19 protein-coding genes are annotated in these 22749 nt (G+C 72.1%); 7 read left to right on the top strand and 12 right to left on the bottom strand.

The genetic code is table 11. The features are described from left to right. The coding region (locus tag A3IC_RS0137190; protein ID WP_026219178.1) for an aldehyde dehydrogenase family protein at window positions 1–1144 on the bottom strand (1144 nt) is incomplete at its 3' end. Between the two features lie 306 nt (window positions 1145–1450). Here A3IC_RS0137190 and A3IC_RS0137195 point away from each other — a divergent pair. Then, the gene (locus tag A3IC_RS0137195) at window positions 1451–3040 is read left to right on the top strand and encodes a PucR family transcriptional regulator (RefSeq protein ID WP_020555162.1); all 1590 of its coding nucleotides are present in this window, start codon (window positions 1451–1453) and stop codon (window positions 3038–3040) included. Between the two features lie 52 nt (window positions 3041–3092). Here A3IC_RS0137195 and A3IC_RS0137200 read toward each other — a convergent pair whose 3' ends face one another. Further along, window positions 3093–3884: an SDR family NAD(P)-dependent oxidoreductase gene (locus A3IC_RS0137200; RefSeq protein WP_026219179.1), complete on the bottom strand. Its 792-nt coding sequence runs from the start codon at window positions 3882–3884 to the stop codon at window positions 3093–3095. A 282-nt stretch (window positions 3885–4166) separates the two neighbouring features. Here A3IC_RS0137200 and A3IC_RS58730 point away from each other — a divergent pair, with 282 nt between their 5' ends. Beyond that, window positions 4167–4694: a flavoprotein gene (locus A3IC_RS58730; RefSeq protein WP_020555164.1), complete on the top strand. Its 528-nt coding sequence runs from the start codon at window positions 4167–4169 to the stop codon at window positions 4692–4694. A 115-nt stretch (window positions 4695–4809) separates the two neighbouring features. Here the strand turns inward: A3IC_RS58730 and A3IC_RS0137210 are convergent, their stop codons facing one another. The 4 genes from A3IC_RS0137210 to A3IC_RS0137225 all read right to left on the bottom strand — a co-directional run bounded on the left by A3IC_RS0137210 (window position 4810) and on the right by A3IC_RS0137225 (window position 10786). Further along, on the bottom strand, window positions 4810–5970 hold the full coding sequence (locus tag A3IC_RS0137210; RefSeq protein WP_026219180.1) for an acyl-CoA dehydrogenase family protein: 1161 nt from the start codon (window positions 5968–5970) through the stop codon (window positions 4810–4812). 102 nt (window positions 5971–6072) lie between these two features. After that, entirely contained in the window at window positions 6073–7065 is a 993-nt protein-coding gene (locus A3IC_RS0137215) for a hydroxymethylglutaryl-CoA lyase (protein ID WP_020555166.1), read from the bottom strand. After that, complete coding sequence (locus A3IC_RS0137220; protein ID WP_020555167.1) at window positions 7065–9170, bottom strand: acetyl/propionyl/methylcrotonyl-CoA carboxylase subunit alpha; 2106 nt, start codon at window positions 9168–9170, stop codon at window positions 7065–7067. Before A3IC_RS0137220 ends, A3IC_RS0137215 begins: the two co-directional genes overlap by 1 nt. An 11-nt stretch (window positions 9171–9181) precedes the next feature. After that, complete coding sequence (locus A3IC_RS0137225; protein ID WP_020555168.1) at window positions 9182–10786, bottom strand: carboxyl transferase domain-containing protein; 1605 nt, start codon at window positions 10784–10786, stop codon at window positions 9182–9184. 77 nt (window positions 10787–10863) lie between these two features. Between A3IC_RS0137225 and A3IC_RS0137230 the strand changes: the two genes are divergently transcribed. Then, a complete protein-coding gene (locus A3IC_RS0137230; RefSeq protein WP_020555169.1) occupies window positions 10864–11427 on the top strand; it encodes a TetR/AcrR family transcriptional regulator in 564 nt (187 codons plus the stop codon). 43 nt (window positions 11428–11470) lie between these two features. On the opposite strand, the gene A3IC_RS71680 is transcribed toward A3IC_RS0137230, so the two are convergent. From A3IC_RS71680 to A3IC_RS0137245, 3 genes are all read right to left on the bottom strand, one after another. After that, complete coding sequence (locus A3IC_RS71680; protein WP_020555170.1) at window positions 11471–11980, bottom strand: hypothetical protein; 510 nt, start codon at window positions 11978–11980, stop codon at window positions 11471–11473. 272 nt (window positions 11981–12252) lie between these two features. Further along, entirely contained in the window at window positions 12253–12909 is a 657-nt protein-coding gene (locus tag A3IC_RS0137240) for an alpha-ketoglutarate-dependent dioxygenase AlkB family protein (protein WP_020555171.1), read from the bottom strand. Between the two features lie 112 nt (window positions 12910–13021). Next, window positions 13022–13846, bottom strand: a complete 825-nt coding sequence (locus A3IC_RS0137245; RefSeq protein ID WP_020555172.1) for an enoyl-CoA hydratase family protein — start codon at window positions 13844–13846, stop codon at window positions 13022–13024. Between the two features lie 382 nt (window positions 13847–14228). On the opposite strand from A3IC_RS0137245, the gene A3IC_RS0137250 reads away from it, so the two are divergent. Both A3IC_RS0137250 and A3IC_RS0137255 read left to right on the top strand, forming a co-directional pair. Beyond that, window positions 14229–14957, top strand: a complete 729-nt coding sequence (locus A3IC_RS0137250; protein ID WP_020555173.1) for a response regulator transcription factor — start codon at window positions 14229–14231, stop codon at window positions 14955–14957. Continuing rightward, window positions 14957–16363 (top strand): sensor histidine kinase, encoded by a 1407-nt coding sequence (locus A3IC_RS0137255; protein WP_020555174.1) that lies wholly within the window; start codon window positions 14957–14959, stop codon window positions 16361–16363. The genes A3IC_RS0137250 and A3IC_RS0137255 overlap by 1 nt, the downstream gene beginning before the upstream one ends. 112 nt (window positions 16364–16475) lie before the next feature. Here the strand turns inward: A3IC_RS0137255 and A3IC_RS0137260 are convergent, their stop codons facing one another. The 3 genes from A3IC_RS0137260 to A3IC_RS0137270 form a co-directional block, all read right to left on the bottom strand. Next, on the bottom strand, window positions 16476–16934 hold the full coding sequence (locus A3IC_RS0137260) for a PaaI family thioesterase (protein ID WP_020555175.1): 459 nt from the start codon (window positions 16932–16934) through the stop codon (window positions 16476–16478). Between the two features lie 51 nt (window positions 16935–16985). Continuing rightward, window positions 16986–17657, bottom strand: a complete 672-nt coding sequence (locus A3IC_RS0137265; RefSeq protein WP_020555176.1) for a DUF4097 family beta strand repeat-containing protein — start codon at window positions 17655–17657, stop codon at window positions 16986–16988. Window positions 17658–17998: 341 nt separating this feature from the next. Further along, a complete protein-coding gene (locus A3IC_RS0137270) occupies window positions 17999–18871 on the bottom strand; it encodes an alpha/beta fold hydrolase (RefSeq protein WP_020555177.1) in 873 nt (290 codons plus the stop codon). A gap of 238 nt (window positions 18872–19109) precedes the next feature. Between A3IC_RS0137270 and A3IC_RS0137275 the strand changes: the two genes are divergently transcribed. Further along, window positions 19110–20537, top strand: a complete 1428-nt coding sequence (locus tag A3IC_RS0137275; RefSeq protein WP_020555178.1) for a bifunctional glycosyltransferase family 2/GtrA family protein — start codon at window positions 19110–19112, stop codon at window positions 20535–20537. Further along, a complete protein-coding gene (locus tag A3IC_RS0137280; protein WP_106669121.1) occupies window positions 20534–22729 on the top strand; it encodes an ArnT family glycosyltransferase in 2196 nt (731 codons plus the stop codon). Before A3IC_RS0137275 ends, A3IC_RS0137280 begins: the two co-directional genes overlap by 4 nt. Window positions 22730–22749 lie beyond the last annotated feature (20 nt).

Here is a 22749-nt window from a genome sequence, read left to right on the forward strand (position 1 = left end):
CGGCCTTGTTCTTGGCGAACGCGCGCTCGTCGATGACCGCGCCCAGGAAGTGGCTCAGGTCGGTGGGATCGCCCATCGACAGGCCGTCGACGGTGGCCAGGAAGTCGTCCTTGAAGCCGCTCTCCCAGATCGAGCGCGGGATGTAGGCGCGCGAGGCGGCGGAGCACTTCTGGCCCTGGTACTCGAACGCGCCGCGCACCAGCGCGGTCCGCAGCACGTCGTGGTCGGCGCTGGGGTGCGCGACCACGAAGTCCTTGCCGCCGGTCTCGCCGACGATCCGCGGGTAGGTGCGGTAGCCGGCGATGTTCTCGCCCACCGTGCGCCACAGGTGCTGGAAGGTGGCGGTGGAGCCGGTGAAGTGGATGCCCGCGAGCGCGGGGTGCTCGAGCGCGACCTCGGAGACCGCGATCCCGTCGCCGGTGACCAGGTTGATCACGCCGGCCGGAAGTCCGGCCTCTTCGAGCAGGCGCATCAGCAGTACGGCCGAGAAGGTCTGGGTGGGCGAGGGCTTCCAGACCACCACGTTGCCCATCAGCGCCGGCGCGGTGGGCAGGTTGCCCGCGATGGCGGTGAAGTTGAACGGGGTGATCGCGTAGACGAAGCCTTCCAGCGGACGGTGGTCCGTCCGGTTCCACACGCCCGGGCTGCTGATCGGCTGCTCGGCCAGCACCCGGCGGGCGAAGTGCACGTTGAAGCGCCAGAAGTCGATCAGCTCGCACGAGGAGTCGATCTCGGCCTGCTGCGCGTTCTTGCCCTGGCCCAGCATGGTCGCGGCGGCGATCGTCTCGCGCCACGGCCCGGCGAGCAGGTCGGCGGCCTTGAGGAAGATCGCCGCGCGGTCGTCGAAGGACAGGTCGCCCCAGGCGGGCGCGGCGGCCAGGGCCGCGTCGATCGCATCTCGCGCGTCCTGGGTGCCGGCGTGCGCGAAGGTACCCAGACGGGCGCCGTGGTTGTGCGGCTGGACCACGTGGCCGCGCTCGCCGGAGCCCATCCGGCGCTCGCCGCCGATGGTCATCGGGAGGTCGATCGGGGCCGCGGCCAGTTCCTTGAGCTTCGCTTCGAGGCGGGCCCGCGCGGGCGTGCCGGGGGCGTAGTCGTGTACCGGCTCGTTGACCGGGGCGGGGACCTGGGTCACAGCGTCCAAAACGGCGCTCCTGTTCGATGATCCGGATGTCCGGTGATCCGGACGTCCGGCGGTGCGGCGGTCCGGATGCGCGGCAGTCCGGCGGTCGGGGGGTTCGGCGGGACAGACGTTCGGCGGTACGGGCGTTCGGCGGGCGACGTGTTCGGCGGACGAGGTACGCGCTGCCGAATGCCTGATCCACGACGAAATCGGGCACGGCTCCCGCATTCAAAGGTAGGCCGGGCACGGTCTCCGGTGTTTATCCGATCAGCTAAACTCGAAACTCTGCGCTTGGCTCATCGGCCAACATCCACGAAGGGTTCGAACGTGCCCGAAAGCGGTGTCCCGCTCCGCGAACTGCTGGCCGCTCTCGGCGGCCCGGTCGGCGACGGCCCGGTCCGGGTGGCCGCGGCCGTCGGCGGCCTGGAGGGCCTGGTCCGGCACGTGTCGATCCTCGACCCCGAGGAGGAGCCGCACGCGATGCCGGGCGACCTGCTCCTCGCGGTGGGCCTGCGTGGTCGGGCGGCGGCGGGCACGGTCCGGGCGGCGGGCGCGGCCGGCGCGGTGGCGGTCGCGGTCAAGGGCGAACACGCGGCGCTGCGCGAAGTGGCCGACGCGGCGGGCGTGGTGCTGCTCTCGGTGCGCCCGGAGGCCCGCTGGGAGCAGGTCGCCGCACTCGCCCACGCCGCGTTGGACGAGCAGCCGGACGCCGAGCCCCCGGACGGCGGCGATCTGTTCTCGCTCGCCCAGACCACCGCGATGCTCACCGGCGGCGGGGTGAGCATCGAGGACAGCGCCAACCGGGTGCTCGCCTACTCGCGCGCGACCGGACCGGACGAGGCGGACGAGCTGCGCCGGTTGTCCATCCTGGGCTGGCAGGGGCCGGAGGAGTACATGGCCCGGCTGCGCGACTGGGGCGTCTTCCACCGGCTGCGCACCACGACCGAGGTGGTCGCCGTCGAGGAGCGCCCGGACCTGGGCATCCGCCGCCGGCTCGCGGTCGGCGTGCACGCGGGTGGGCGCTGGCTGGGCACGATCTGGGTGCAGGAGGGCCGGCAGCCGCTCGCCGCGCGGGCCGAGGAGGTGCTGCTCGGCGCGGCACGGGTGGCCACGCTGCACCTGGTCCGGCGGCGTACCCGGCTGCCCGCCGAGGCCGGCGTGACCCGGGAGAGCGTCGCGGGCCTGCTCACCGGCGCGGTCGCGGCCCGGACCGCCGCCGCGCAGTTGGGCCTGGACCCGGTGCGGCCGGTGCTGGTCCTCGGCTTCGCGGTACGAGCGAGCACGCCGGACGAGTCGTCCCAGGAACTGGCTCGGACCGAGCTGGCCAACCTGGTGTCGGTGTACGCGGCGGCCCGACACAGCCACGCGCAGGTCGCGCCGCTGGGCCCGCGGCTGTACGTACTGCTGTCCGCGCCGCCGGCCGAATCGGTGGCGCTGGGTTGGGCGCACGAGATCGCCGAGGCCGCGCACGGCCACCTGGACCTGGCGGTGCGCGGCGCGGTGGGCGATCCGGCGCCGAGCCTGGCCCGCACGGTGGCGGCCCGGGAATCGGCCGACCGGGTCCTGGACGCGATGGCGGCCGGCGAAGTGTCGGCCGAGGTGGCGGCGCTGTCCCAGGTGCGCCCGGAGGTGCTGTACGGCGAGGTCTCCGCGCTGCTGACCGACCAACGGCACATCCGCGACCCGCGGTTGATCGCGCTGCGGGCGCACGACGCCGAGCACGACACCGAGTACGCGGACTCGGTGCTGGCCTGGCTGGACGCGCTGGGCGACATGCGCGCCGCGGCGACGGGACTGCACATCCACCCCAACACCCTGCGCTACCGAATCCGCCGGGCCGGCGAACTCACCGGCCTGGACTGGACCGACCCCAAGACCCGCCTGCTCGCCGCGTTGTTGCTGCGGCTGCCGGAGTGAGGGTGGGTCGGTGGACGTGCGGTCGGCCGCGGCCGGCCCCGCGGCGGAAGGCTCAGACCCTGATGCCCAGTTCGGCCAGCAGGTCCAGGCTCACGTACTCGCCCCCGGTCCGCGACGCCGGGCCGTCGCACAGTTCGAGGGTGGCGGAGACCATCTGGTCCATGGTCTCGATCTGATCGGGCCGCAACTGTCCGCCGACCAATTCCTCCGCGCCCTCACTGAGCACCGCGGCTCGCGGCTCGATGGTGTTCACCCGGATCCCGGTCCCGTACAGCTCCGCGGCCAGCGCGTTGGTGATCCGGTTCAACGCGGCCTTGGACGCCCCGTACACCGCGGTCTTGGTGCCCAGCACACCCAATTCGAACGGCGGTCCGGCCCACGGTCGCGCGGTGCCGCTGGTCACGTTCACGATCCAGCCCTCGCCGCGACCGGCCATCGCGGGCACCACGGCCTGACACAACTCCATCGGGGCGAGCACGTTCACCTCGAAGTGCAGTCGGGCGCGCCGCTGCGGATACACCCGCAACGACGCGTAGGAGGCCATCGCCGCGTTGTTGACCAGGATGTCGATCGGCCCGCCGAGCCCCTCCTCGGCGGCGGGTACGATCCGGGCCCGCTGCGCCTCGTCGGACAGGTCGGCCACCACCACCGCGCTGCGCCGACCGTGCCGGGCGATCAGCGTCTCGGTCCGCTCCAACGACCCGGCCAGGTTCCCCTGCCGCAATGTCCGTGCGGTCACCGCCACATCGGCTCCCTCGGCCGCGAGCCGCACCGCCAACGCCGCCCCGATTCCCCTGCTGGCCCCGGTGATCAATGCCCTACGTCCCTCGAACCGCTTGGCCACGGCGTCCCTCCCTGGTTCCGGACAATTGCCTGCCGACACCATCCTCACAATAGTGGACTAGGTCAACCATTGGGGCCGGGAATCCCACCACCCGGGATCCGCGTTCCGGGGGCTACGCCCGATCGCATCCCGAGCCAACAGGAAAGTTTCTTTCCTGATTCGCCTGCCCGCATCGGCGCGTACTCGGCACGGCCGCGGTACGGGCCGGGGCGACGCCTCCGACGTCACACAGGGAGCCGGCCGTCCGTGGACGCGGCGCGGTCCGCTCCTATGCTCCGACGCATGAGCGAATCCCCGGTGTTGTACATCGTCGCGGGCGCGGCGCCGCCCGTCCTCGACATCGCCACGCTCCTCGCCGAGGTGCGCGAGCGTGGCTGGGACCCCTGCCTGATCCTCACGCCGACGGCGGCGGGTTGGCTGGCGCCCGAGCTCGACACCGTCACCGCCGCAGCCGGCCGCCGCCCCCGCACCCGCGACCGCCTACCGGGCGAGGAACGACCCTTCCCGGCGCCCGACGCCCTCCTCGCGTGCCCGCTGACCTTCAACTCGCTCAACAAATGGGCGTTGGGCATCTGCGACAACGTCGCCCTGGGCACCCTCGCGGAGTGGTTGAGCACGCGCCTCCCTGCCGTCGCCGTCCCGTGGTTCAACGACACCCTCGCCGCACACCCGGCCTACGCCGGCAGCATCGAAACGTTGTCCTCGCACGGTGTCGCGATCCACCTGGACCCGACCGGTCGCCCGCACAGCGGCGACGCCCCCGTGGACTGGGCCGCAATCGCCGACCGACTGCCGCGGGACTCGAACTGAGCCCACCGCCGGCCGCCGAGCGAAGACCACGAGGAACGGAAGCAACCTCCCCGCCCGCTCGGGCGCAAGCGCCGGACCGGTCGGATGCCGCTCGTCCGGCGCTTGCCGAGCGGAGCTAGCGAGGCAGCCCCAACTCGCGTGCGATCAGCATGCGCTGGACCTCGCTTGTGCCCTCGCCGATTTCCAGGATCTTGGCGTCGCGCCAGAAGCGGGCCACCGGGTATTCGTTCATGAAGCCGTAGCCGCCGTGGATCTGGGTGGCGTCGCGGGCGTTGTCCACGGCGCTTTCCGAGCTGTACAGCTTGGCCAGGGCGGCTTCCTTCTTGAACCGCTCGCCGTGTACCAGCAGCGACGCCGCGTGCCGCCAGGCCAACCGGGAGTTGTGCGCGCGCATTTCCATGTCGGCGAGCTTGAAGGCGATCGCCTGGTTGGCGCCGATCGGCCGACCGAATGCCTCGCGTTCACCGGAGTAGCGCACCGATTCGTCCACACAACCCTGGGCCAGTCCGGTGGCCAGCGCCGCGATGGCCACCCGGCCCTCGTCCAGGATGGACAGGAACTGGGCGTAGCCCCGACCACGTTCGCCGAGCAGGTTCTCCGCCGGGACGCGCACGTCGGTGAAGGACAGCTCGCGGGTGTCCGAGCAGTTCCAGCCGACCTTGGAGTACGGCGACGCGACGGTGAAGCCCTTGGTGCCGGCGGGCACGATGATCGTGCTGATCTCCTTGCCGCCGTCGCCCTTGGTGCCGGTGACCGCGGTGACCGTGACGAAGCCGGTGATGTCGGTGCCGGAGTTGGTGATGAAGCACTTGCCGCCGTTGATCACCCACTCCCCCGTCGCCTCGTCCAGGCGCGCGGTGGTGCGCGTGGCGCCCGCGTCCGAGCCGCCGCCGGGCTCGGTCAGACCGAAGGCGCCGAGCATTTCACCGCTGGTCAGTTTGGGCAGCCAGGTTTCCTTCTGCTCCTTGGTGCCGAACCGGTGGATCGGCATCGCGCCCAGCGAGACGGCCGCCTCCAGGGTGATCGCGACCGAGGAGTCGACCCGGGCCAATTCCTCGAGCACCAGGCCGAGCGCGAGGTAGTCGCCGCCCATGCCGCCGTACTCCTCCGGGAACGGCAGCCCGAACAGGCCCATCCGCCCCATCTCGCGCACGATCGCGTACGGGAATTCGTGCTTCTCGTACAGCTCGCCGATCGCGGGCGCGATCACGTCCTTGGCGAACTCGGCCACGGTGCGCCGTAGTTGCTCGTACTCGTCGTCGAGGCGGTGGTCCAACATGGGGCAGGCTCCCGGATTCGGTGGCGGGGCGGGTCGGCGCGCTCGTGGCGGCACCGGTCCGTGGGGGGGGTGTGTCGGTCGGCTGCGGATGGGCAGCCGTCAGGAGTTCGGGGCGGTCGGTACCAGGCCACGAGCGTCCACTCGCTTGCCGGCCAGCGCCTGGACCGCGCGTGAGGGGCTGGGGCGGCCGAGCAGTTCGGCCATCCACACACTCGTGGCGACCAGCGCGCCCAGGTCGACGCCGGTCTCGATGCCCAGGCCGTGCAGCATCCAGACCAGGTCCTCGGTGGCCAGGTTGCCGGTCGCGCTGTCCGCGTACGGGCAACCGCCCAGGCCGCCGGCCGAGGCGTCCACGGTGGTCACACCGAAGCGCAGCGCCGCGAGCGTGTTGGCCAGAGCCTGGCCGTAGCTGTCGTGGAAGTGCACCGCGATCTTCTCCGCCGGGACGCCGGCCTCGGCGAAGGCGGTCAGCAGCGCGGTGACGTGTCCGGGGGTGGCGACGCCGATCGTGTCGCCCAGGCTGAGCTGCGAACAGCCCATCTCGACCAGGGCCTTGCCCACCCGGACCACCTGGTCGAGCGGTACCGGGCCCTCCCACGGGTCGCCCCAGCACATGGACAGGTAGCCGCGGGTGTCGATGCCGGCGGCACCGGCCCGCTCGACCACCGGGCGGAACATGTCCAGCGATTCGGCCACCGTGCGGTTGAGGTTGCGCCGGGCGAACGTCTCGGTGGCGCTGCCGAACACCGCGATCCGGCTCGCGCCCAGTTCCAACGCACGATCGAAGCCGCGCTCGTTGGGTACCAGGACGGGCAGCCGGCGGTCCGCCGCAGCGATCTCGGCGTCCGCCCGTACGGCCGCGAACACCTCTGCGGCGTCCGCGAGTTGGGGCACCCACTTGGGCGGTACGAAACTGGTCACCTCGATCGTGCCCAGACCCGCGCGGGCCAGCCGGCGGATGAACTCGACCTTGGCTTGCGTGGGCACCACACCCGACTCGTTCTGCAGTCCGTCGCGGGCGCCCACCTCGTGGATGAACACCCGCTCCGGCAGTCCGGGTTCACGGTGGGTGTCCGGCAGTTGTCGCGTCATCAGGCCCTCGCCTCCCGGTCGAGCGATCCACCGAGCGGCGCGTCGGGTGACTCGACGAGCTTTCCGTCGAGCGGCGCGTCGGGAGACCCGTCGAGCGGCCGGTCCGCTGCCGCAGCGGCCGACCCGTCCGCCACCGACCCGTCCGCCGATGCGACCGGCGGCTCCTGCGGCGTCACCACCGCCAGCGTCTGATCCATCGCCACCGACGCACCGGCCGGCGCGCCGATCTCGGTGACCACGCCGTCGAAGGGCGCGGTCAGCGCGTGTTCCATCTTCATCGCCTCCACCACGACCACCGTCTGGCCACGGGTGACCCGATCGCCGACGGCGGCCTTGACCACGGTCACCGTGCCCGGCATCGGCGAGGTCAGCGCGCCACTGGCCGCCGCGCCGCCGGCCGCCTCGGCCCGGACGGTGTCCACCTCGCCGACCCGCCAGGTGTCCGGGCCGTACGCGAGCCAGCGCACCCCGGACGTCTCGGCCACATAGTCGAAGCGCTTGGTCAAGCCGTCGTGCTCGACCGCGAGCCCACCGGGCACGACCTGCACCGACGCCGACACCGGCGGGCCGCCGTCCACGGAGACCTCCCCGTCGCGCACCCGCACCTCGATCGGCTCGCCCGGCCCGATCCGCAACACGTGCGTGTCCCAGGCCGGCCCGCCGACCCGCCACCCGGTCTGCGCCGAGAACGGATCCACCCAGCCGGTGCCGGTGTTGCGCTCGGCGCGCGCCGCGAGCGCCGCGGCGACGGCGACCTCCGGCGGCGCCGGGTGCCCGGTCAACTCGTCCGTCCTGGCCTCGACCAACCCGGTGTCCAGGTCGCCCGCGAGCACCGCCGGGTCGCCCAACAGGCGGTACAGGAAGCCGAGGTTGGTGGTCACGCCCAGCACCCGGGTCTGCGCGAGGGCCGCGCGCAGTCGGGTGATCGCCGTCGCGCGATCCTCGCCGTACGCGATCACCTTCGCCAGCATCGGGTCGTAGGAGCTGCCGATCTCACCGCCCTCGCGCAGCCCGGAGTCCACCCGGACGCCCTCCATGTCCGGCTCACACACCGTCAACACCCGGCCACCGGTGGGCAGGAAGCCGCGGTCGGGATCCTCGGCGTAGATCCGGGCCTCGACCGCGTGGCCGTGCATGGACACGTCGGACTTGCCGATCGCGGCGCCGGCGGCGATCCGCAGTTGGCTCTCCACCAGGTCCACCCGGGTGACCAGTTCGGTCACCGGGTGCTCGACCTGAAGGCGGGTGTTCATCTCCATGAAGTAGAACGAGCCGGGATCCTCGGCCGGCACGATGAACTCGATGGTGCCCGCGCCCACGTAGCCGCAGGCCCGCGCGGCGCGCACGGCGGCGGCGCCCATCTCGGCCCGGGTGTCCGCGTCCAGCAGGGCGGACGGGGCCTCCTCGATGATCTTCTGGTGTCGGCGCTGCAGGCTGCACTCGCGTTCACCCAGGTGTACGACCGTGCCGTGGGTGTCCGCGAGCACCTGGATCTCGATGTGCCGGGGCCGGTCGATCCAGCGCTCGATCAGCAACGTGTCGTCGCCGAACGCACCCTTGGCCTGCCGGCGGGCCGCCGCGATCTCGTCCGCGAGCAGCGCGCCGTCGTGCACCAGACGCATGCCCTTGCCACCGCCGCCCGCGGACGGCTTGATCAGCACCGGGAAGCCGATCTCGCGGGCGATGTCCGCGAGTTCGCCGTCGCTCATGCCGGCCGCGCCGCCGCCCGGAACCACCGGTACGCCGAAGGCCGCGACCGTCTCCTTGGCCCGGATCTTGTCGCCCATCAGCTCGATGACGCCCGCCGGCGGTCCGACGAAGACCAGCCCGGCCCGCGCCACGGCGGCGGCGAACGCGGCGTTCTCGGAAAGGAATCCGTATCCCGGGTGAATCGCCCGAGCACCGGATCGCACCGCCGCGGCGACCACCGCGTCGACGTCCAGATAGCTGGGCACCGCGACGGCCACGTCCGCCTCGCGCACGTGCCGCGCGTCGGCGTCGCCCGGCCCGTACACGGTGATCGCACGCACACCGAGCCGGCGCAGCGTGCGGATCACCCGGACCGCGATCTCGCCTCGGTTGGCGACCAGTACAGCCTCGAACACGTCGTGACCCCTCACATCCGGAACAGACCGAATTGCGGCTGCGCCAGCGGCGCGTTTCCGCACGCCGTCAGCGCGAGCCCCAGCACGGTGCGGGTGTCGAGCGGGTCGATGATCCCGTCGTCCCACAGCCGCGCGGTCGCGTAGTAGGCGTTGCCCTGCCGCTCGTACTGGTCGCGGATCGGCTGCTTGAACTCTTCCTCGCCGGTCCAGTTCCCGCCGCTCGCCTCGATCTGGTCGCGCTTGACCGTGGCGAGCACGGTCGCGGCCTGCTCGCCGCCCATCACCGAGATCTTGGCGGTGGGCCACATCCACAAAAAGCGCGGACTGTACGCGCGGCCACACATCGAGTAGTTGCCCGCGCCGTGCGAGCCGCCGATCACCACGGTCAGCTTGGGCACGCGCGTGGTGGCCACGGCGGTGACCATCTTGGCGCCGTGCTTGGCGATGCCGCCGTGCTCGTAGTCCTTGCCGACCATGAAGCCGGTGATGTTCTGCAGGAACACCAGCGGCACTCCGCGCTGGTCGCACAGCTCGATGAAGTGCGCGCCCTTGACCGCGGATTCGGCGAACAGGATGCCGTTGTTGGCGACGATGCCCACCGGGTGGCCGTGGATCCGGGCGAAGCCGGTGACCAGGGTGGTGCCGTACTCGCCCTTGAACTCGTGGAAGCGCGAGCCGTCCACGATCCGGGCGATCACCTCGCGCACGTCGTAGGGCGTGCGCGCGTCCGGCGGCACCACGCCGTAGAGCCCGGCCGGATCGACCGCCGGCGGCTCGATCCCGCGCACGTCCCAGGGCAGTGGAGGGCGGGCGCCGAGCGTGCCGACGATGTCGCGGACGATCCGCAGCGCGTCCTTGTCGTCGGCCGCGAGGTGGTCCACCACGCCGGAGATCCGGGCGTGCACGTCACCGCCGCCCAGCTCCTCGGCGCTGACCACCTCGCCGGTCGCGGCCTTCACCAGCGGCGGGCCGCCGAGGAAGATCGTGCCCTGGTTGCGCACGATCACCGTCTCGTCACTCATCGCCGGCACGTACGCGCCGCCGGCGGTGCACGAGCCGAGCACCGCGGAGATCTGCGGGATGCCCTTGGCGCTCATCTGCGCCTGATTGAAGAAGATCCGGCCGAAGTGGTCCCGATCCGGGAAGACCTCGTCCTGCATCGGCAGGAACGCGCCGCCGGAGTCGACCAGGTACAGGCACGGAAGCCGGTTCTCCAGTGCGATCTCCTGCGCCCGCAGGTGCTTCTTGACCGTCATCGGGTAGTACGTGCCGCCCTTGACGGTCGCGTCGTTGGCCGCGATCACGCATTCGCGGCCGGCCACCCGGCCGACGCCCGCGATGATCCCGGCGGCCGGCGCGTCGCCGCCGTACATCCCGTCGGCGGCCAGCGGCGCGACCTCCAGGAACGGCGTACCCGGGTCGAGCAACGCCTCCACCCGATCGCGCGGCAGCAGTTTGCCGCGCGCGGTGTGCCGCTCCCGGGCCCGTTCGCCGCCGCCCAGGGCGGTCGCCGCCAGCCGGTCGCGCAGCTCGCCGACCGCGCGTTCGTGTGCTTCCGCGTTGGCCCGGTACGTCTTCGCCCCCGGGTCGGCGGCTGTGCCGAGCACGCTCTCCATGACACCGCCTCAAGTTAACCTTCGTTCACCTGCCCCCGAGGTTAACCACGGTTAATCCGAGTGTCTAGCATGGACACATGACCGTGAGCCGTCGAGAGCAGATTCTGCAGGTGGCAGCCCGGCTGTTCGCCGAGCGCGGCTACCAGAGCGTGGGCATGGACGACATCGGCGCGGCGGTGGGCATCAGCGGCCCCGCGCTCTACAAGCATTTCCGGGGCAAGGAGGCGATGCTGACCGAGTTGCTGGTCGACATCAGCGAGAAACTCCTGGCCCGGGGCCTGGAGCGGGCGGCGATCGAGGAACCGGCGCAGGCGTTGGCGGCGCTGATCGAGGGCCAGGTCGAGTTCGCGCTGCGCCATCCGGACCTGATCACGCTGCACGACCACGCGCTCAACCAGGTGCCCACGGCCGAGCGACACCGGATCCGCCGGGTGCAGCGCGCCTACGTGGAGATCTGGGTCGAGGTCGCCCTCAAGGCCCACCCGGGCCGACTCGACGACCGCGAGGCACGCGCGGCGGTGCATGCCGCCTTCGGCCTGATCAACTCGACTCCGCACACCCTGCGCACCCCGCAGCGCATCCTGGCGCCGATGCTGCGCCGGATGGCCCTGGGCGCGCTCTCGGCGGCGGCAGCGCGATAGCCGCGGGCCGCCTGGGCGCGGACCCGGGCGGACGCGGCGGAGCCTAGCCGGCTTCGTACGGGATGTTCACCGCGTCGGTGCGGCCGGACCAGGACAGGTCCAGGTGCCAGCAACCGGGCGCGGGCAGGTCGATGTCGGATGGGCCGGGGCCGTTCACCACCTCTCGGATGACGACGTCGCCGCCGCCGACCAGGGTCGCCTCGATCCGCAACACCCGACTCGGCCGGTCGGCGCCCGCCGGCCCGGGGCGGGCCGCCCACAGGATCCTGCTCGGTCGACCGGGCCGGGCCGGGGCCGAGTACGGATAGCCGAGCAGAATCGCGACCATCTCGCCGCGCGCGCCGAACACGTGCGGAGCGGACGCTCCCGGGGCAAGGCCCGCGCGCGCCCACTCGGGTAACTCCCCGCGGGCGACCACGGACGCGCACGGCCCGGCGCCGGCCGCCGGCGACGCGGAGACCACCGCCCGATACCCGGCCGGCCCGCTGCACGCCACCAGGACCGAGGCACTCAAGGCGATGAGCGGACCGACCCGGCGGCGTTGCGATGACATGACGCTCCCAACGGCCCGCGCGGCCGGCCCGTGCCGGCCGCGACGACGCCTCGTGGTGGACCCGGGACCCCGAGGAATCCGATGGGTAATCGACCGACTCCGTTCGGTGACTCGTACGAGAGTTCCCTTCCCGGGCGCGATCCGTCAACCCCGTCCCACGCTCGGAGACCACGGAGTTCGGGCACGACTCCCTCGCGCGCCGGGCCCGCTCCCGGGACGGGTCGTGCGGGTCCGTCCCGGGGCGGTCGCGACCGACTCCGGTCGCGCGCGGGTCATCGGGCGGGTCGACCCGACGCCCGGATGGTGATGTTGAGCCGACCGGTGGTCAGGCCGGTGGCCGAATCCCCGGTACCCGGACGGATTTTGGGCACTCCGTGGTAGGCGAGCCGGGACGGGCCGCCGAATACCACCAGATCGCCGCCGCGCAGTTCCACGTCCGTCCACGGACGGGTGCGGGTCTCGGTGTTGCCGAAACGGAACACGCATGCGTCACCGATGCTCAGCGACACCACCGGGGCCGGCGAGTCCTCGTCCGCGTCCCGATGCAGGCCCATTTTCGCGTCCGCGTCGTAGAAGTTGACCAGGCCGATGTCGTACGGGTCGGTCGGGATCGACCCGTACACGTCGGCCACCGCCCGCCGGGCCAACCCGCCCAGCAGCGGCGGAAACGGCTTCACCCGCTCACCGGTGGGCAGTTGCTCGGTGTAGCGGTACGGCTCCCAGTGCAGTCCCAGACTCACGCTGCGCACGCTCATCACGCCGCCCGAGGGCATCACCACGCGTCGCATGCCGGCCGGTGGCGCGGCCCACGTCCGGGCCGCCACCACCAGTTCCCGCTGCTCGTCGAGCGAGAGCCAGTCCGGTACGTGCCAGGCCCCGGGCGCGAGTTCGGCCCGCTCCCGGGGCAGCGGAAACAGTTCGCCACTCACACTCGGCACCGAATCACACGCGGCGAGTCGCCGGGGGGCACGACGCACCGCCCGTCGGCCGACGGCCGACTCGCCGCACGCCGCCCACGAGTGGCCGCACATCGTCCACCGCTCACCCGGTGACCCATTTCGGCGCGCGCTTCTCCCGGAAGGCCGCCATGCCCTCGGTCGCGTCCGCGGAGGCGAACAGCTCGGCGGAGCGCTGCGCGAGGGCTCGGCCGTCCCGGTCGAAGCCGGCCCGTACCGCGCCGGTGGTGAGCTTCTTCGACTCGATCAGCCCCTGCCGCGAGCACAGTCGGAACGAGGCGACCAGCGCCGCGACCGCGTCGTCCGCGCCGCCGGCGCCGTCGACCGCCCGGGTCAGCAGCCCGATCCGCTCGGCCTCCACACCGTCGAACACGTCCCCGGTGAGGAAGTACCGCGACACCGAGCGCGGGTCCATCCGCGGCGCCGTGGTCAACGAGATGACCGCCGGGCTGAGCCCGAGGCGCGCCTCGGTGAAGGCGAAAGTGGCCTGCGCGGGCGCGATCGCCAGGTCGGCGGCACCGACCAGACCGATGCCGCCCGCCCGCGCGTTGCCGCGCAGGTGTGCGACCACGGGCACCGGCACCTCCACCACCAGGCGCAGCAGCGCGAGCAGTTGCTCCGCACCCTGTGCCATACCGCCCGCGGCCGCCTCGCGCAGGTCCATGCCCGAACAGAAGGTCGGTCCGGTGTGGGTGAGCACCACCGCGCGTACCCGCTCGTCCACACCGGCCTCGGCCAAGTGGTGACGCAGTCGGGCAACCAGGCGTGCGGAGAGCGCGTTGCGGTTGGCGGGTGAATCCAGCGTGATGGTCGCGATGCCGTCGTCCAGGCTCAGGTGCACCGGGTCGTCGGTCGGGGTCGGGTGTCCCGGCTCGGCGTTCGGGTTGATGCGTACCGGCTCGGCGTCCACGGTTCTCCTCCGGGTTCGGGGCGGTCGGCGCGACGACCGGGGGTGGCCCGTGCCGCGCGGGCCCGGCACCGTGACCGGCAGTGGTTGCCCGTCGCGATACTGGTGCCGTGGCCCTGGGGCCTGTCTCGGATCCCGCGCCGAGTACCACGACGCCCGGCACCGGACGCCGCGGAGCCCGACGCGGGACCGAAGACACGCCCTAGATCCTCACATGAGCGGGTCACCTGCGATCGAACCGCGTCGCTTTCATGTTCCTTTCATGTCGAGCGCGCACATTGAGACGACACGCTTTTGTGCCGAATCCACACGGAGGGTGTCCGCGTGCGACCGTGGGGCCACCCGCAGTAACGGTCCCCCGAGTCCGCCGAATGAAGGAGTCGCCATGACGCCCGCCGCCGACACCGGAACGCCGCCGCACATCCTCGTCGTCGACGACGAACCCGCCGTACGCGAGGCGCTCGAAACCAGCCTGCGCTTCGAGGGCTACCGGGTCACCCTCGCCGACGAGGGCGTGGCCGCGCTCACCGCGATCGCCGGGGGCGAGCCGGATCTGGTCCTGTTGGACGTGCTGATGCCGCGGATGGACGGCCTCACCGCGTGCCGGCGACTACGCGCCCGCGGCGACACGCTTCCGGTGCTGATGCTCACCGCCCGGGACGCGGTCGGCGACCGGGTGACCGGGCTCGACGCGGGCGCGGACGACTATCTCGTGAAGCCGTTCGAACTGGACGAACTGCTGGCCCGGGTGCGGGCACTGCTGCGACGCAGCGCGATGTCCGGCGCCGGCGAGGCGGCGGACGACGCGCTCACGTTCGCCGACCTGCGGATGGACACCGCCTCGCGCGAGGTCACCCGGGCCGGCCGGGCGATCGACTTGACCCGAACGGAGTACACCCTGTTGGAGCTGTTGCTCACCCACCCGCGCCAGGTGCTGACCCGGGAACAGATCCTGCGCAACGTCTGGGGGTTCGACTTCGAACCCGCGTCCAACTCGCTCGACGTCTACGTGATGTACCTGCGCCGCAAGACCGAGGCGGGCGGGCTGCCCCGACTGGTACACACCGTGCGCGGCGTCGGCTACGTACTGCGTGCGGTGGAGACGCCGGCCTGATGCATCGTCACCTGCCGCTGCGCGCCCGCCTGGCGCTGCTCACCGCGCTCGCCGTCGCACTCGCCGTCGCGGCGGCCGCGGTGACGTGCTGGGTATTGACGCGCAACCAGCTGCGCGAGCAGATGGACCGGACCCTGGCCACCACCGGGACGCCGTTCCTGAACCCGCGCGGCGGGCCCAGCGCGACCATCGCCGACATCTGCGGCCGACCCGCACCGCCGTTCCAGCGCGGCCTGTTGACCTACCAGGTGATCAGGGCCGACGGGTGGTCGTGCACGCAGTTGGGCACCACGACCGACCCGGTCTCCCCGGTGCCGGTGAGCACGGCGGACAAGGTGATCGCGGCGGCGAACGCGGTGGACGACACGAAGGTGGTCTTCCACGACGCGACGACCAAGGACGGCAGGCACGTCCGGGTGATGACGCAACACGTGAGCCGGGACACGGCGGTGTCGGTTTCCCGACCGCTCGGCGAGATCGAGAGTTCGCTGGACAGCCTCGCCCTGTGGCTGGCGGTGGTCAGCGCGATCGGCATCGTGGGCGCCGCGACGCTGGGCCTGTTGGTGGCGCGGGCCGCGCTCCGGCCGGTCGATCGGCTCACCGAGGCAGCCGAGCACGTGGCCCGTACCGAGGATCTGGACACCGTGATCCCGATCGCGGGCAAGGACGAGATCGCGCGCCTGGGCCGCTCGTTCAACGCGATGACCGCCTCGCTCCAGGCGTCCCGGCTGCGCCAGCAACGGTTGATCGCCGACGCGGGACACGAACTGCGCACACCGCTGACGTCGTTGCGCACCAATACCGACCTGTTGTTGCGCAGCGAGCAGACCGGGCGGCCGATCCCGCCTGCCGACAAGGAGCGCCTGCTGCGCAACGTCAAGGCGCAGCTGGTCGAACTCTCCGACCTGGTGGGCGACCTGCTCTTGCTTGCGCGCCCGGAGCAGGCGCCCAGCACCCCGCCGAGCACGAGCGCCGGGCTGCACACCGCGATCGAACGCGCGGTGCGGCGCGCCGAGTTGCGTGCGCCGGACGCGCGGATCCAGGTGGAGCTCGAACCCTGGTACGTGCGTGGCGAACCCGCGGCGTTGGAGCGGGCGGTGGTCAACCTGCTGGACAACGCACTCAAGTTCGGCGGTTCCGGCGCCGAGGCGACAGTCCGGGTGCGGCTCCACGACGGCGAACTCACCGTGCGCGACCACGGGCCCGGCATCGCCGCCGACGACGTCCCGTACGTCTTCGAACGCTTCTGGCGCGCGCCCGCCGCCCGCGGCCTCCCCGGCTCCGGCCTCGGCCTGGCCATCGTGGCCCGCACGGTCGCCGACGCGGGCGGCACGGTGGCCCTGGAACCGGCCGCCGACGGGCCCGGCACGATCGCCAGGATCCGGCTGCCGGGAACGACGGGGTAGGCGCGCATCGGCCGCAGGCCGCGCCCGGCCACGGTCGGCGGGCAACCGGGGCAGGCCGGGCGCACCACGCCGACCGCCGTCGCCGAGCGCTCCGGCCCACCGCGTGCCGCCGCTAACGAACCACCCGGATGCGGGCGGTCGCGGTCGCCACGGCGACGAGCGTGCCGTCGGGTCGGACGAGTTCCCCGGCCAGGAAACACACCTCCCTGCCCCGCTGCACGACCCGCCCCCGCCCCAGCAGCCGGCCAGGACGCGCGGGCCGCAGGAACTGCACATGCAGATCCAGCGTCGGCGCGAACCGGTCCGCCGGCAACGTGGCCACCAGCGCCGGCCCCAGGGTGTCGTCGAGCATCGCGGCCAGGAACCCGCCCTGAATCACCCCGACGGGATTGACGAACCGCTCGTCGGCCGCGAACGCCACCTCGATGGTGCCCCGCTCCGGATCGACGTCGATCAGCTCCCACCCGAGCAACAACGCGGCAGGCGGCGGCGCGATCCGCCCCTCCACCACATCCCAGAACGGCCCCTGCCTGCGCTGCCCGTCGGTGTCCATGTCCGAAGTGAACGCCACGCCGCCGACACCCCCGGCCCGGAATCGGTCGTGATCGGCGACAGGTACGCCTCAGAGGCTGCGGGCGGTGATGTCCCCGTAGGCGGTGGTCGCGTGGATGTTCAGGCCGGCGGCGGCGCCCTCGGTGTTCGCGAGCGCGTTGTGGATCCGGCCGTAGGTGGTGCCGGCGTCCAGGGAGGCGGAGACCCCGCGGGCGGCGCCGACCGAGACCTCGCCGGCCTCGGTGCGCAGCACGACCGTGCCGCGCACGGCCTCGGCGATGTGGATGTCGCCCTTTTGCACACTGATTTCCGCGGGGCCGCCCAGACGGTCGACCGAGACGTCGCCGGCGAGAACGGTGAGGCGGGCGCTCGCGACCTCGTCGATCTTGACCGAGCCCTGCGCGCCCTCGAAGGTGACGTCGCCGAACCGTCCGACGCCCCGAAACTCGGCGGCGGCCGCCTTCGCTTCGATGCGGGAGCCGGCGGGCAGTTGCACGGTCACCTCGACGGATCCGAAGCCGCCGAGGATCCGGCTCTGCGCCGGTGGGGCCGCGATCCGCAGGACGCCGTCGCCGTATTCGACCGTGGTCTGCTCCGCCGCCTTCACGTCGCGGCCCTTCGAGGCGTCCGCGGGCAGGACCTCGACCGTGGTGTCGGCCCGGTCGGCGGCGATGAACAGGACGCGTCCCGCGGGGACGTCGAGGACGGCCGAAACCGGGGTGGGGGTGTCGAACTTCTGCATCGTGCGCTCCTTTGACGACCTGCCGTTTACAACGACGCAAACGCTACGTTGCGTTTATGGATCTGGCAACGCACATGTTGCACACACCATACATACACGCAGGTCAATGCCTGGATATCGTTGCTATGGCTCTGGCTTTAATGCAACGATCTCGCCGAACTCATTCATAGCAATGGACCGGAGGTTCGGGCGCGTTGAAGGCACCACGGACCACGCGGGAGACCGCGATCCCGGGCGGCGGACGCACCCGACGGAAACGTCGGCGGATCACGGGTCACAGCCGGAGGCGCCCGCTCGCCGGGCCGCGCCGGCGGGCGGGCACACCCTCGGCGGAGCGCGCGTCACTCCTGTGCGAAGGCCGCCAAGTGCTCCAGCAGCAGGGCGGTCAAGGCTTCCGCGCCGTTCTCCGGAACCCAGTGGTCGACGCCGGCGAGTACCTCGAAGCGGTACGGGCCGGTGACCGAGGCACCGGTTGCCTCGGCGGCGGCGCGACCGAAGGCCGCGTCCCGGTCGCTCCAGACGTACAGGGTCGGGACGTCGATGTCGCCGATGTCGCGCAACACCTTCGGGTCGATCGCCCGGTACCAGTTCAACGCCCCGGTGAGCGCGCCCGGTTCGCGCAGAACTCCGAGGTAGCGTTCGGTGACCTCGGCCGGCAGCGTGGCGAACGCCGAGCGCAGGTAGGCCGCGTCGTCCGCCAAGAGCTGCTCCTCGGCCACCCCGCGGGTGCGGAACAGCCGGATGTACGAGGACTGTTCGCGCTGGCCGGTGGCGTCGTCACGAACCGCCGAGGTGAGCGCGACCGGGTGCGGCGTGGACACCACGGTCAGTGTGCGCAACCGCTCCGGGCGCAGGCCCGCGAGCTGCCATGCGAGCGCGCCACCCCAGTCGTGTCCGACCAGGTCCACTCGGGTCAGGCCGAGGGCATCCAGTACGGCGATCACATCGCCCACCAACTCGTCACGCCCGTACGCCGATTCCTGGGGCGGCCGGGCACCCGGCGAGTAGCCGCGCTGGTCGAACGCGATCGCCCGGTAGCCGGCCCGGGCCAGGCCCAGGAGTTGCGCCGTCCAGGACGCGGACATCTGCGGAAACCCGTGCAGGAACAACACCGGGCGGCCGGCCGTCGGACCGGCCACTCGGGCGTTGAAGACCCATCCGCCGGCCGCGATCTCGAGGGCCTCCACGAACGGTTGCGCGGAGTCCGCGCCCACTGACCTACCCGCCGAGGTGTTCATCCGACCTCCGGATCGCTGTGTCCCGCTGTGCCGGTCTTGCGATCGGCGGCACAGGCGTCTCGAAACGCGAGATTCGCATCCCACGACCGTCTCGCGCCAGCCCCCACTCGGCCACATGCCGGCGGCACCCCGGTTTCCGGCCGCCACGACGATTCTCATCCCACCTTAAGAAACACCTCAGACGGCTCCCAGGCCCTCTCGACAACGTCACGGCATGAGCCTGACGACACCGATTCGCACGCGGATCGTGGACGTGGTGGTGCCCGTGTACAACGAGGCGCACGTCCTGGCCGCGAGCGTGCGCCGCCTGCACGCCTATCTGCTCGGCGGATTCCCGTACGCCTTCCGCATCGTCATCGCGGACAACGCCAGCACCGACGCGACTTGGCAGGTGGCCCGCGAGCTTGCGCGCGAACTGCCGCACGTACGCGCGGTGCACCTGGACCGCAAGGGTCGCGGCCGGGCGCTGCGCAAGGTGTGGACCGAGTCCGACGCGGACGTGGTCGCATACATGGACGTCGACCTGTCCACCGACCTGGACGCCTTCCTGCCACTGGTCGCGCCGCTGGTCAGCGGCCACAGCGATCTCGCCATCGGCACCCGGCTGGCCCGTTCGTCGGCGGTGGTCCGCGGGCCGCGCCGCGAGGTTGTGTCGCGGTCCTACAACCTGCTGCTGCGTGGGTTCTTCGCGGCGCACTTCTCGGACGCGCAATGCGGCTTCAAAGCCGCCCGCACGGTGGTCGCCCAGGCGCTGCTGCCGCACGTCCACGACGAGGAGTGGTTCTTCGACACCGAACTGCTGTTGCTCGCCGAGCGCAACGGGCTGCGCATCCACGAGGTCCCGGTGGACTGGGTCGACGATCCGGACAGCCGGGTCGACGTGCTGCACACCGCGTTGGATGATCTGCGCGGGATGGCGCGGGTGGCCCGACGGATCGCGGCGGGCACGTTCCGGGTCTCGGTCCCGCCTCGGGTGCGCGAGGCGCGGTTGCCGCCGGCGATGCGGGCGCAACTCCCGCGCTTCGCGTTGATCGGGCTGGTGAGCACGCTGGCCCACCTGCTGCTGTACGTCCTGCTGCGCGGCGACATGGGCGCGTTGGCGGCGAACGCGCTGGCCCTGACGATGACCACGATCGCGAACACCGCGGCCAACCGACGGTTCACCTTCGGGGTACGCGGGCGCGCCGGGGTGTGGCGCCATCAGGCCCAGGGCGGCCTGGCCTTCGTCGTCGGCCTCGCGTTGAGCAGCGCGACGCTGGCCGGCCTGCACGCCGTCGTCGCGCATCCCTCGCGCGCGGTCGAACTGGGCGCGCTGGTCGGCGCGGGGACGGTGGCCACGATCGTGCGGTTCCTGCTGCTGCGGGTGTGGGTCTTTCGCGCGGCGGGAGCCGCGCACTCGGGGTATTCGACCAGTCGGCGTGATCCGGCCGCTCGGAACAATTCGGCGAAACCCGCGGATCCGGGTGGTCGGCCGGATTCCGCGATCGCGACAGGCCCGGGTGATCGGATCGCTTCGGTGACTTCGATCACGTCCGACGCAGCGAGGAGATCGGCCGCTTCGGCGATGCCGGTCGCCTCCATCGACGTGCCCCATTCAACCGACTCGGCCGGTTCTTCCGGTCCGGCAGGTGAGGACGTATGACCGCCGTAGTGGCTCCACTGCCCATGCCGATTCCCGAGAGCGGCGCCGGGATCGAAAAACCCTGGTTCGCCCGCCTGGTTCGCGGCCGTGAGGCGGACGCGCCCTGGGTGCGGCCCGCGTTGCTCGTGCTGCTGGTCGGGACCGCCCTGTTGTACATCTGGGGCCTGGGCGCCTCGGGGTGGGCCAACTCGTTCTACTCGGCCGCCGTTCAGGCCGGGACGGAGAGTTGGAAGGCGTTCTTCTTCGGGTCCTCGGACGCGGGCAACTCGATCACTGTCGACAAGACCCCGGCGTCGTTGTGGGTGATGGGCCTGTCGGCCCGCGTTTTCGGCGTCAACGCGTGGAGCATCCTGGTCCCGCAGGCCCTGGAGGGCGTCGCCACGGTCGGTGTGCTCTACCTGGCCGTGCGGCGCCGATTCCCGGCCTGGGCCGCGCTGTCGGCCGGCGCGATACTGGCCCTGACCCCGGTCGCGGCGCTGATGTTCCGGTTCAACAATCCGGACGCGCTGCTGGTACTGCTGCTCACCGTCGCCGCGTACGCGGTACTGCGGGCCCAGGAGAGCGCGAGCACCCGGTGGTTGGTGCTGGCCGGTGCGTGCGTGGGCTTCGGGTTCCTGGCCAAGATGCTCCAGGCGTTCCTGATCGTGCCCGCCTTCGCGCTGGTGTACCTGGTGTGCGCGCCGGTCGGCTTCTGGCGGCGGGTGCGGCAACTGCTCTGGTCCGGGCTGGCCTTGCTGATCGCCGGCGGCTGGTGGATCGCGATCGTCGAATTGTGGCCGGAATCCTCCCGCCCCTACATCGGCGGCTCGCAGCACAACTCGATCCTCGAACTGACGCTGGGTTACAACGGACTCGGCCGGCTGAACGGCAACGAGACCGGCAGCGTGGGCGGCGGGGGCGGCGGCCCGCGCGGTGGTGGCGGCAACTGGGGCGCCACCGGGTGGGATCGGCTCTTCAACGCCGAGATGGGCGGCCAGATCTCCTGGTTGTTGCCCGCCGCGCTGATCCTGCTCGCGGTGGGCCTGTGGCTGACCCGACGCGCGCCGCGGACCGATCCCGCCCGGGCGGCGATCGTGCTGTGGGGCGGCTGGCTGCTCACCACGGGGCTGGTCTTCAGTTACATGGCGGGCATCTTCCACGCTTACTACAACGTCGCGTTGGCGCCGGCGATCGCCGCGGTGGTGGCAATGGGTGCCGCGCTGCTGTGGGAACGGCGCCGGGTACCACGTGCGGCGGCGGTCGCGGCACTGACGATCGCGGCCGGCGCGTGGTGGTCGTACCACCTGCTCGACCGGACGCCGGACTGGCATCCGTGGCTGCGCCACGTCGTACTCGTCGGCGGAATCGTGGGCGCCCTGGCCGTGTTCGGCGCCGCCTTCGTCGCGCTGCGCGGGCTCGCGCCGGTGGCTGCCGCGGTCTCGGCGGCCGCGCTGCTGGCCGGGCCGGCCGCGTACACGTGGGACACCGTCGCCACCGCGAAGGGCGGCTCGATCCCGAGCGCGGGGCCGGCGGGCATGGGCTTCGGGCGTGGCGGGCCGGGCGGACCCGGGGGCTTCGCGGGCGGGCCGCGCGGGTTCCAGGGAGTTCCGCCGGGACAGATTCCGGGCGGCCGACCGGGCCAGGGGACGCAGGGGTTCCCCGGGACTCCGGGGCAGAACGGGCAGGCTCCCGACGGCACCGGCAACCCACCCGGGCGGCGGACCGCCCCGGGCAACGGCGCGGTGCCGCCGGGGACGACGCCACGCCAGGGTGGCGGCGGGGCGGGCGGAATGGGCGGACTGCTCAACGGCAGTACGCCCGGCAAGGAGGTGGTCGCCGCGCTGAAGCAGGACAGCGACTCCTATACCTGGGTGGCCGCCTCGGTCGGCTCCAACAGCGCTTCGGGCTACCAACTCGCCACCGGAAAACCGGTCATGCCGATCGGCGGCTTCAACGGCAGCGACCCCTCGCCGACCCTGGCCGAGTTCCAAAAGTTGGTCAGGGATGGTCGCATCCACTACTTCATCGGCGGCGGGACCGGCGGCGGCATGGGCGGCGGCGGAATGCGCAGCATGGGCGGCAGCAACGCGTCGCAGGCCATCGCGACCTGGGTCGAGCGGACGTTCACCACGAGCACGGTGGGCGGGGTGACCCTGTACGACCTGACCAAACCGACGGGGAATGTTTCCGACGAATCGTCACCAACCGTCTGACGGGCTGTCAATCCACCTAC

This window comes from Embleya scabrispora DSM 41855 (genome assembly GCF_000372745.1).
GTDB lineage: Bacteria > Actinomycetota > Actinomycetes > Streptomycetales > Streptomycetaceae > Embleya > Embleya scabrispora.

What these genes read in the sequence shown, in the direction of transcription:
- A3IC_RS58730 (WP_020555164.1), top strand. Translation starts at nt 4,167, where the DNA reads ATGAGCGAATCCCCGGTGTTGTACATCGTCGCGGGCGCGGCGCCGCCC.
- A3IC_RS0137215 (WP_020555166.1), bottom strand. Translation starts at nt 7,065, where the DNA reads ATGACGCGACAACTGCCGGACACCCACCGTGAACCCGGACTGCCGGAG.
- A3IC_RS0137225 (WP_020555168.1), bottom strand. Translation starts at nt 10,786, where the DNA reads ATGGAGAGCGTGCTCGGCACAGCCGCCGACCCGGGGGCGAAGACGTAC.
- A3IC_RS0137230 (WP_020555169.1), top strand. Translation starts at nt 10,864, where the DNA reads ATGACCGTGAGCCGTCGAGAGCAGATTCTGCAGGTGGCAGCCCGGCTG.
- A3IC_RS71680 (WP_020555170.1), bottom strand. Translation starts at nt 11,980, where the DNA reads ATGTCATCGCAACGCCGCCGGGTCGGTCCGCTCATCGCCTTGAGTGCC.
- A3IC_RS0137250 (WP_020555173.1), top strand. Translation starts at nt 14,229, where the DNA reads ATGACGCCCGCCGCCGACACCGGAACGCCGCCGCACATCCTCGTCGTC.
- A3IC_RS0137255 (WP_020555174.1), top strand. Translation starts at nt 14,957, where the DNA reads ATGCATCGTCACCTGCCGCTGCGCGCCCGCCTGGCGCTGCTCACCGCG.
- A3IC_RS0137265 (WP_020555176.1), bottom strand. Translation starts at nt 17,657, where the DNA reads ATGCAGAAGTTCGACACCCCCACCCCGGTTTCGGCCGTCCTCGACGTC.
- A3IC_RS0137275 (WP_020555178.1), top strand. Translation starts at nt 19,110, where the DNA reads ATGAGCCTGACGACACCGATTCGCACGCGGATCGTGGACGTGGTGGTG.
- A3IC_RS0137280 (WP_106669121.1), top strand. Translation starts at nt 20,534, where the DNA reads ATGACCGCCGTAGTGGCTCCACTGCCCATGCCGATTCCCGAGAGCGGC.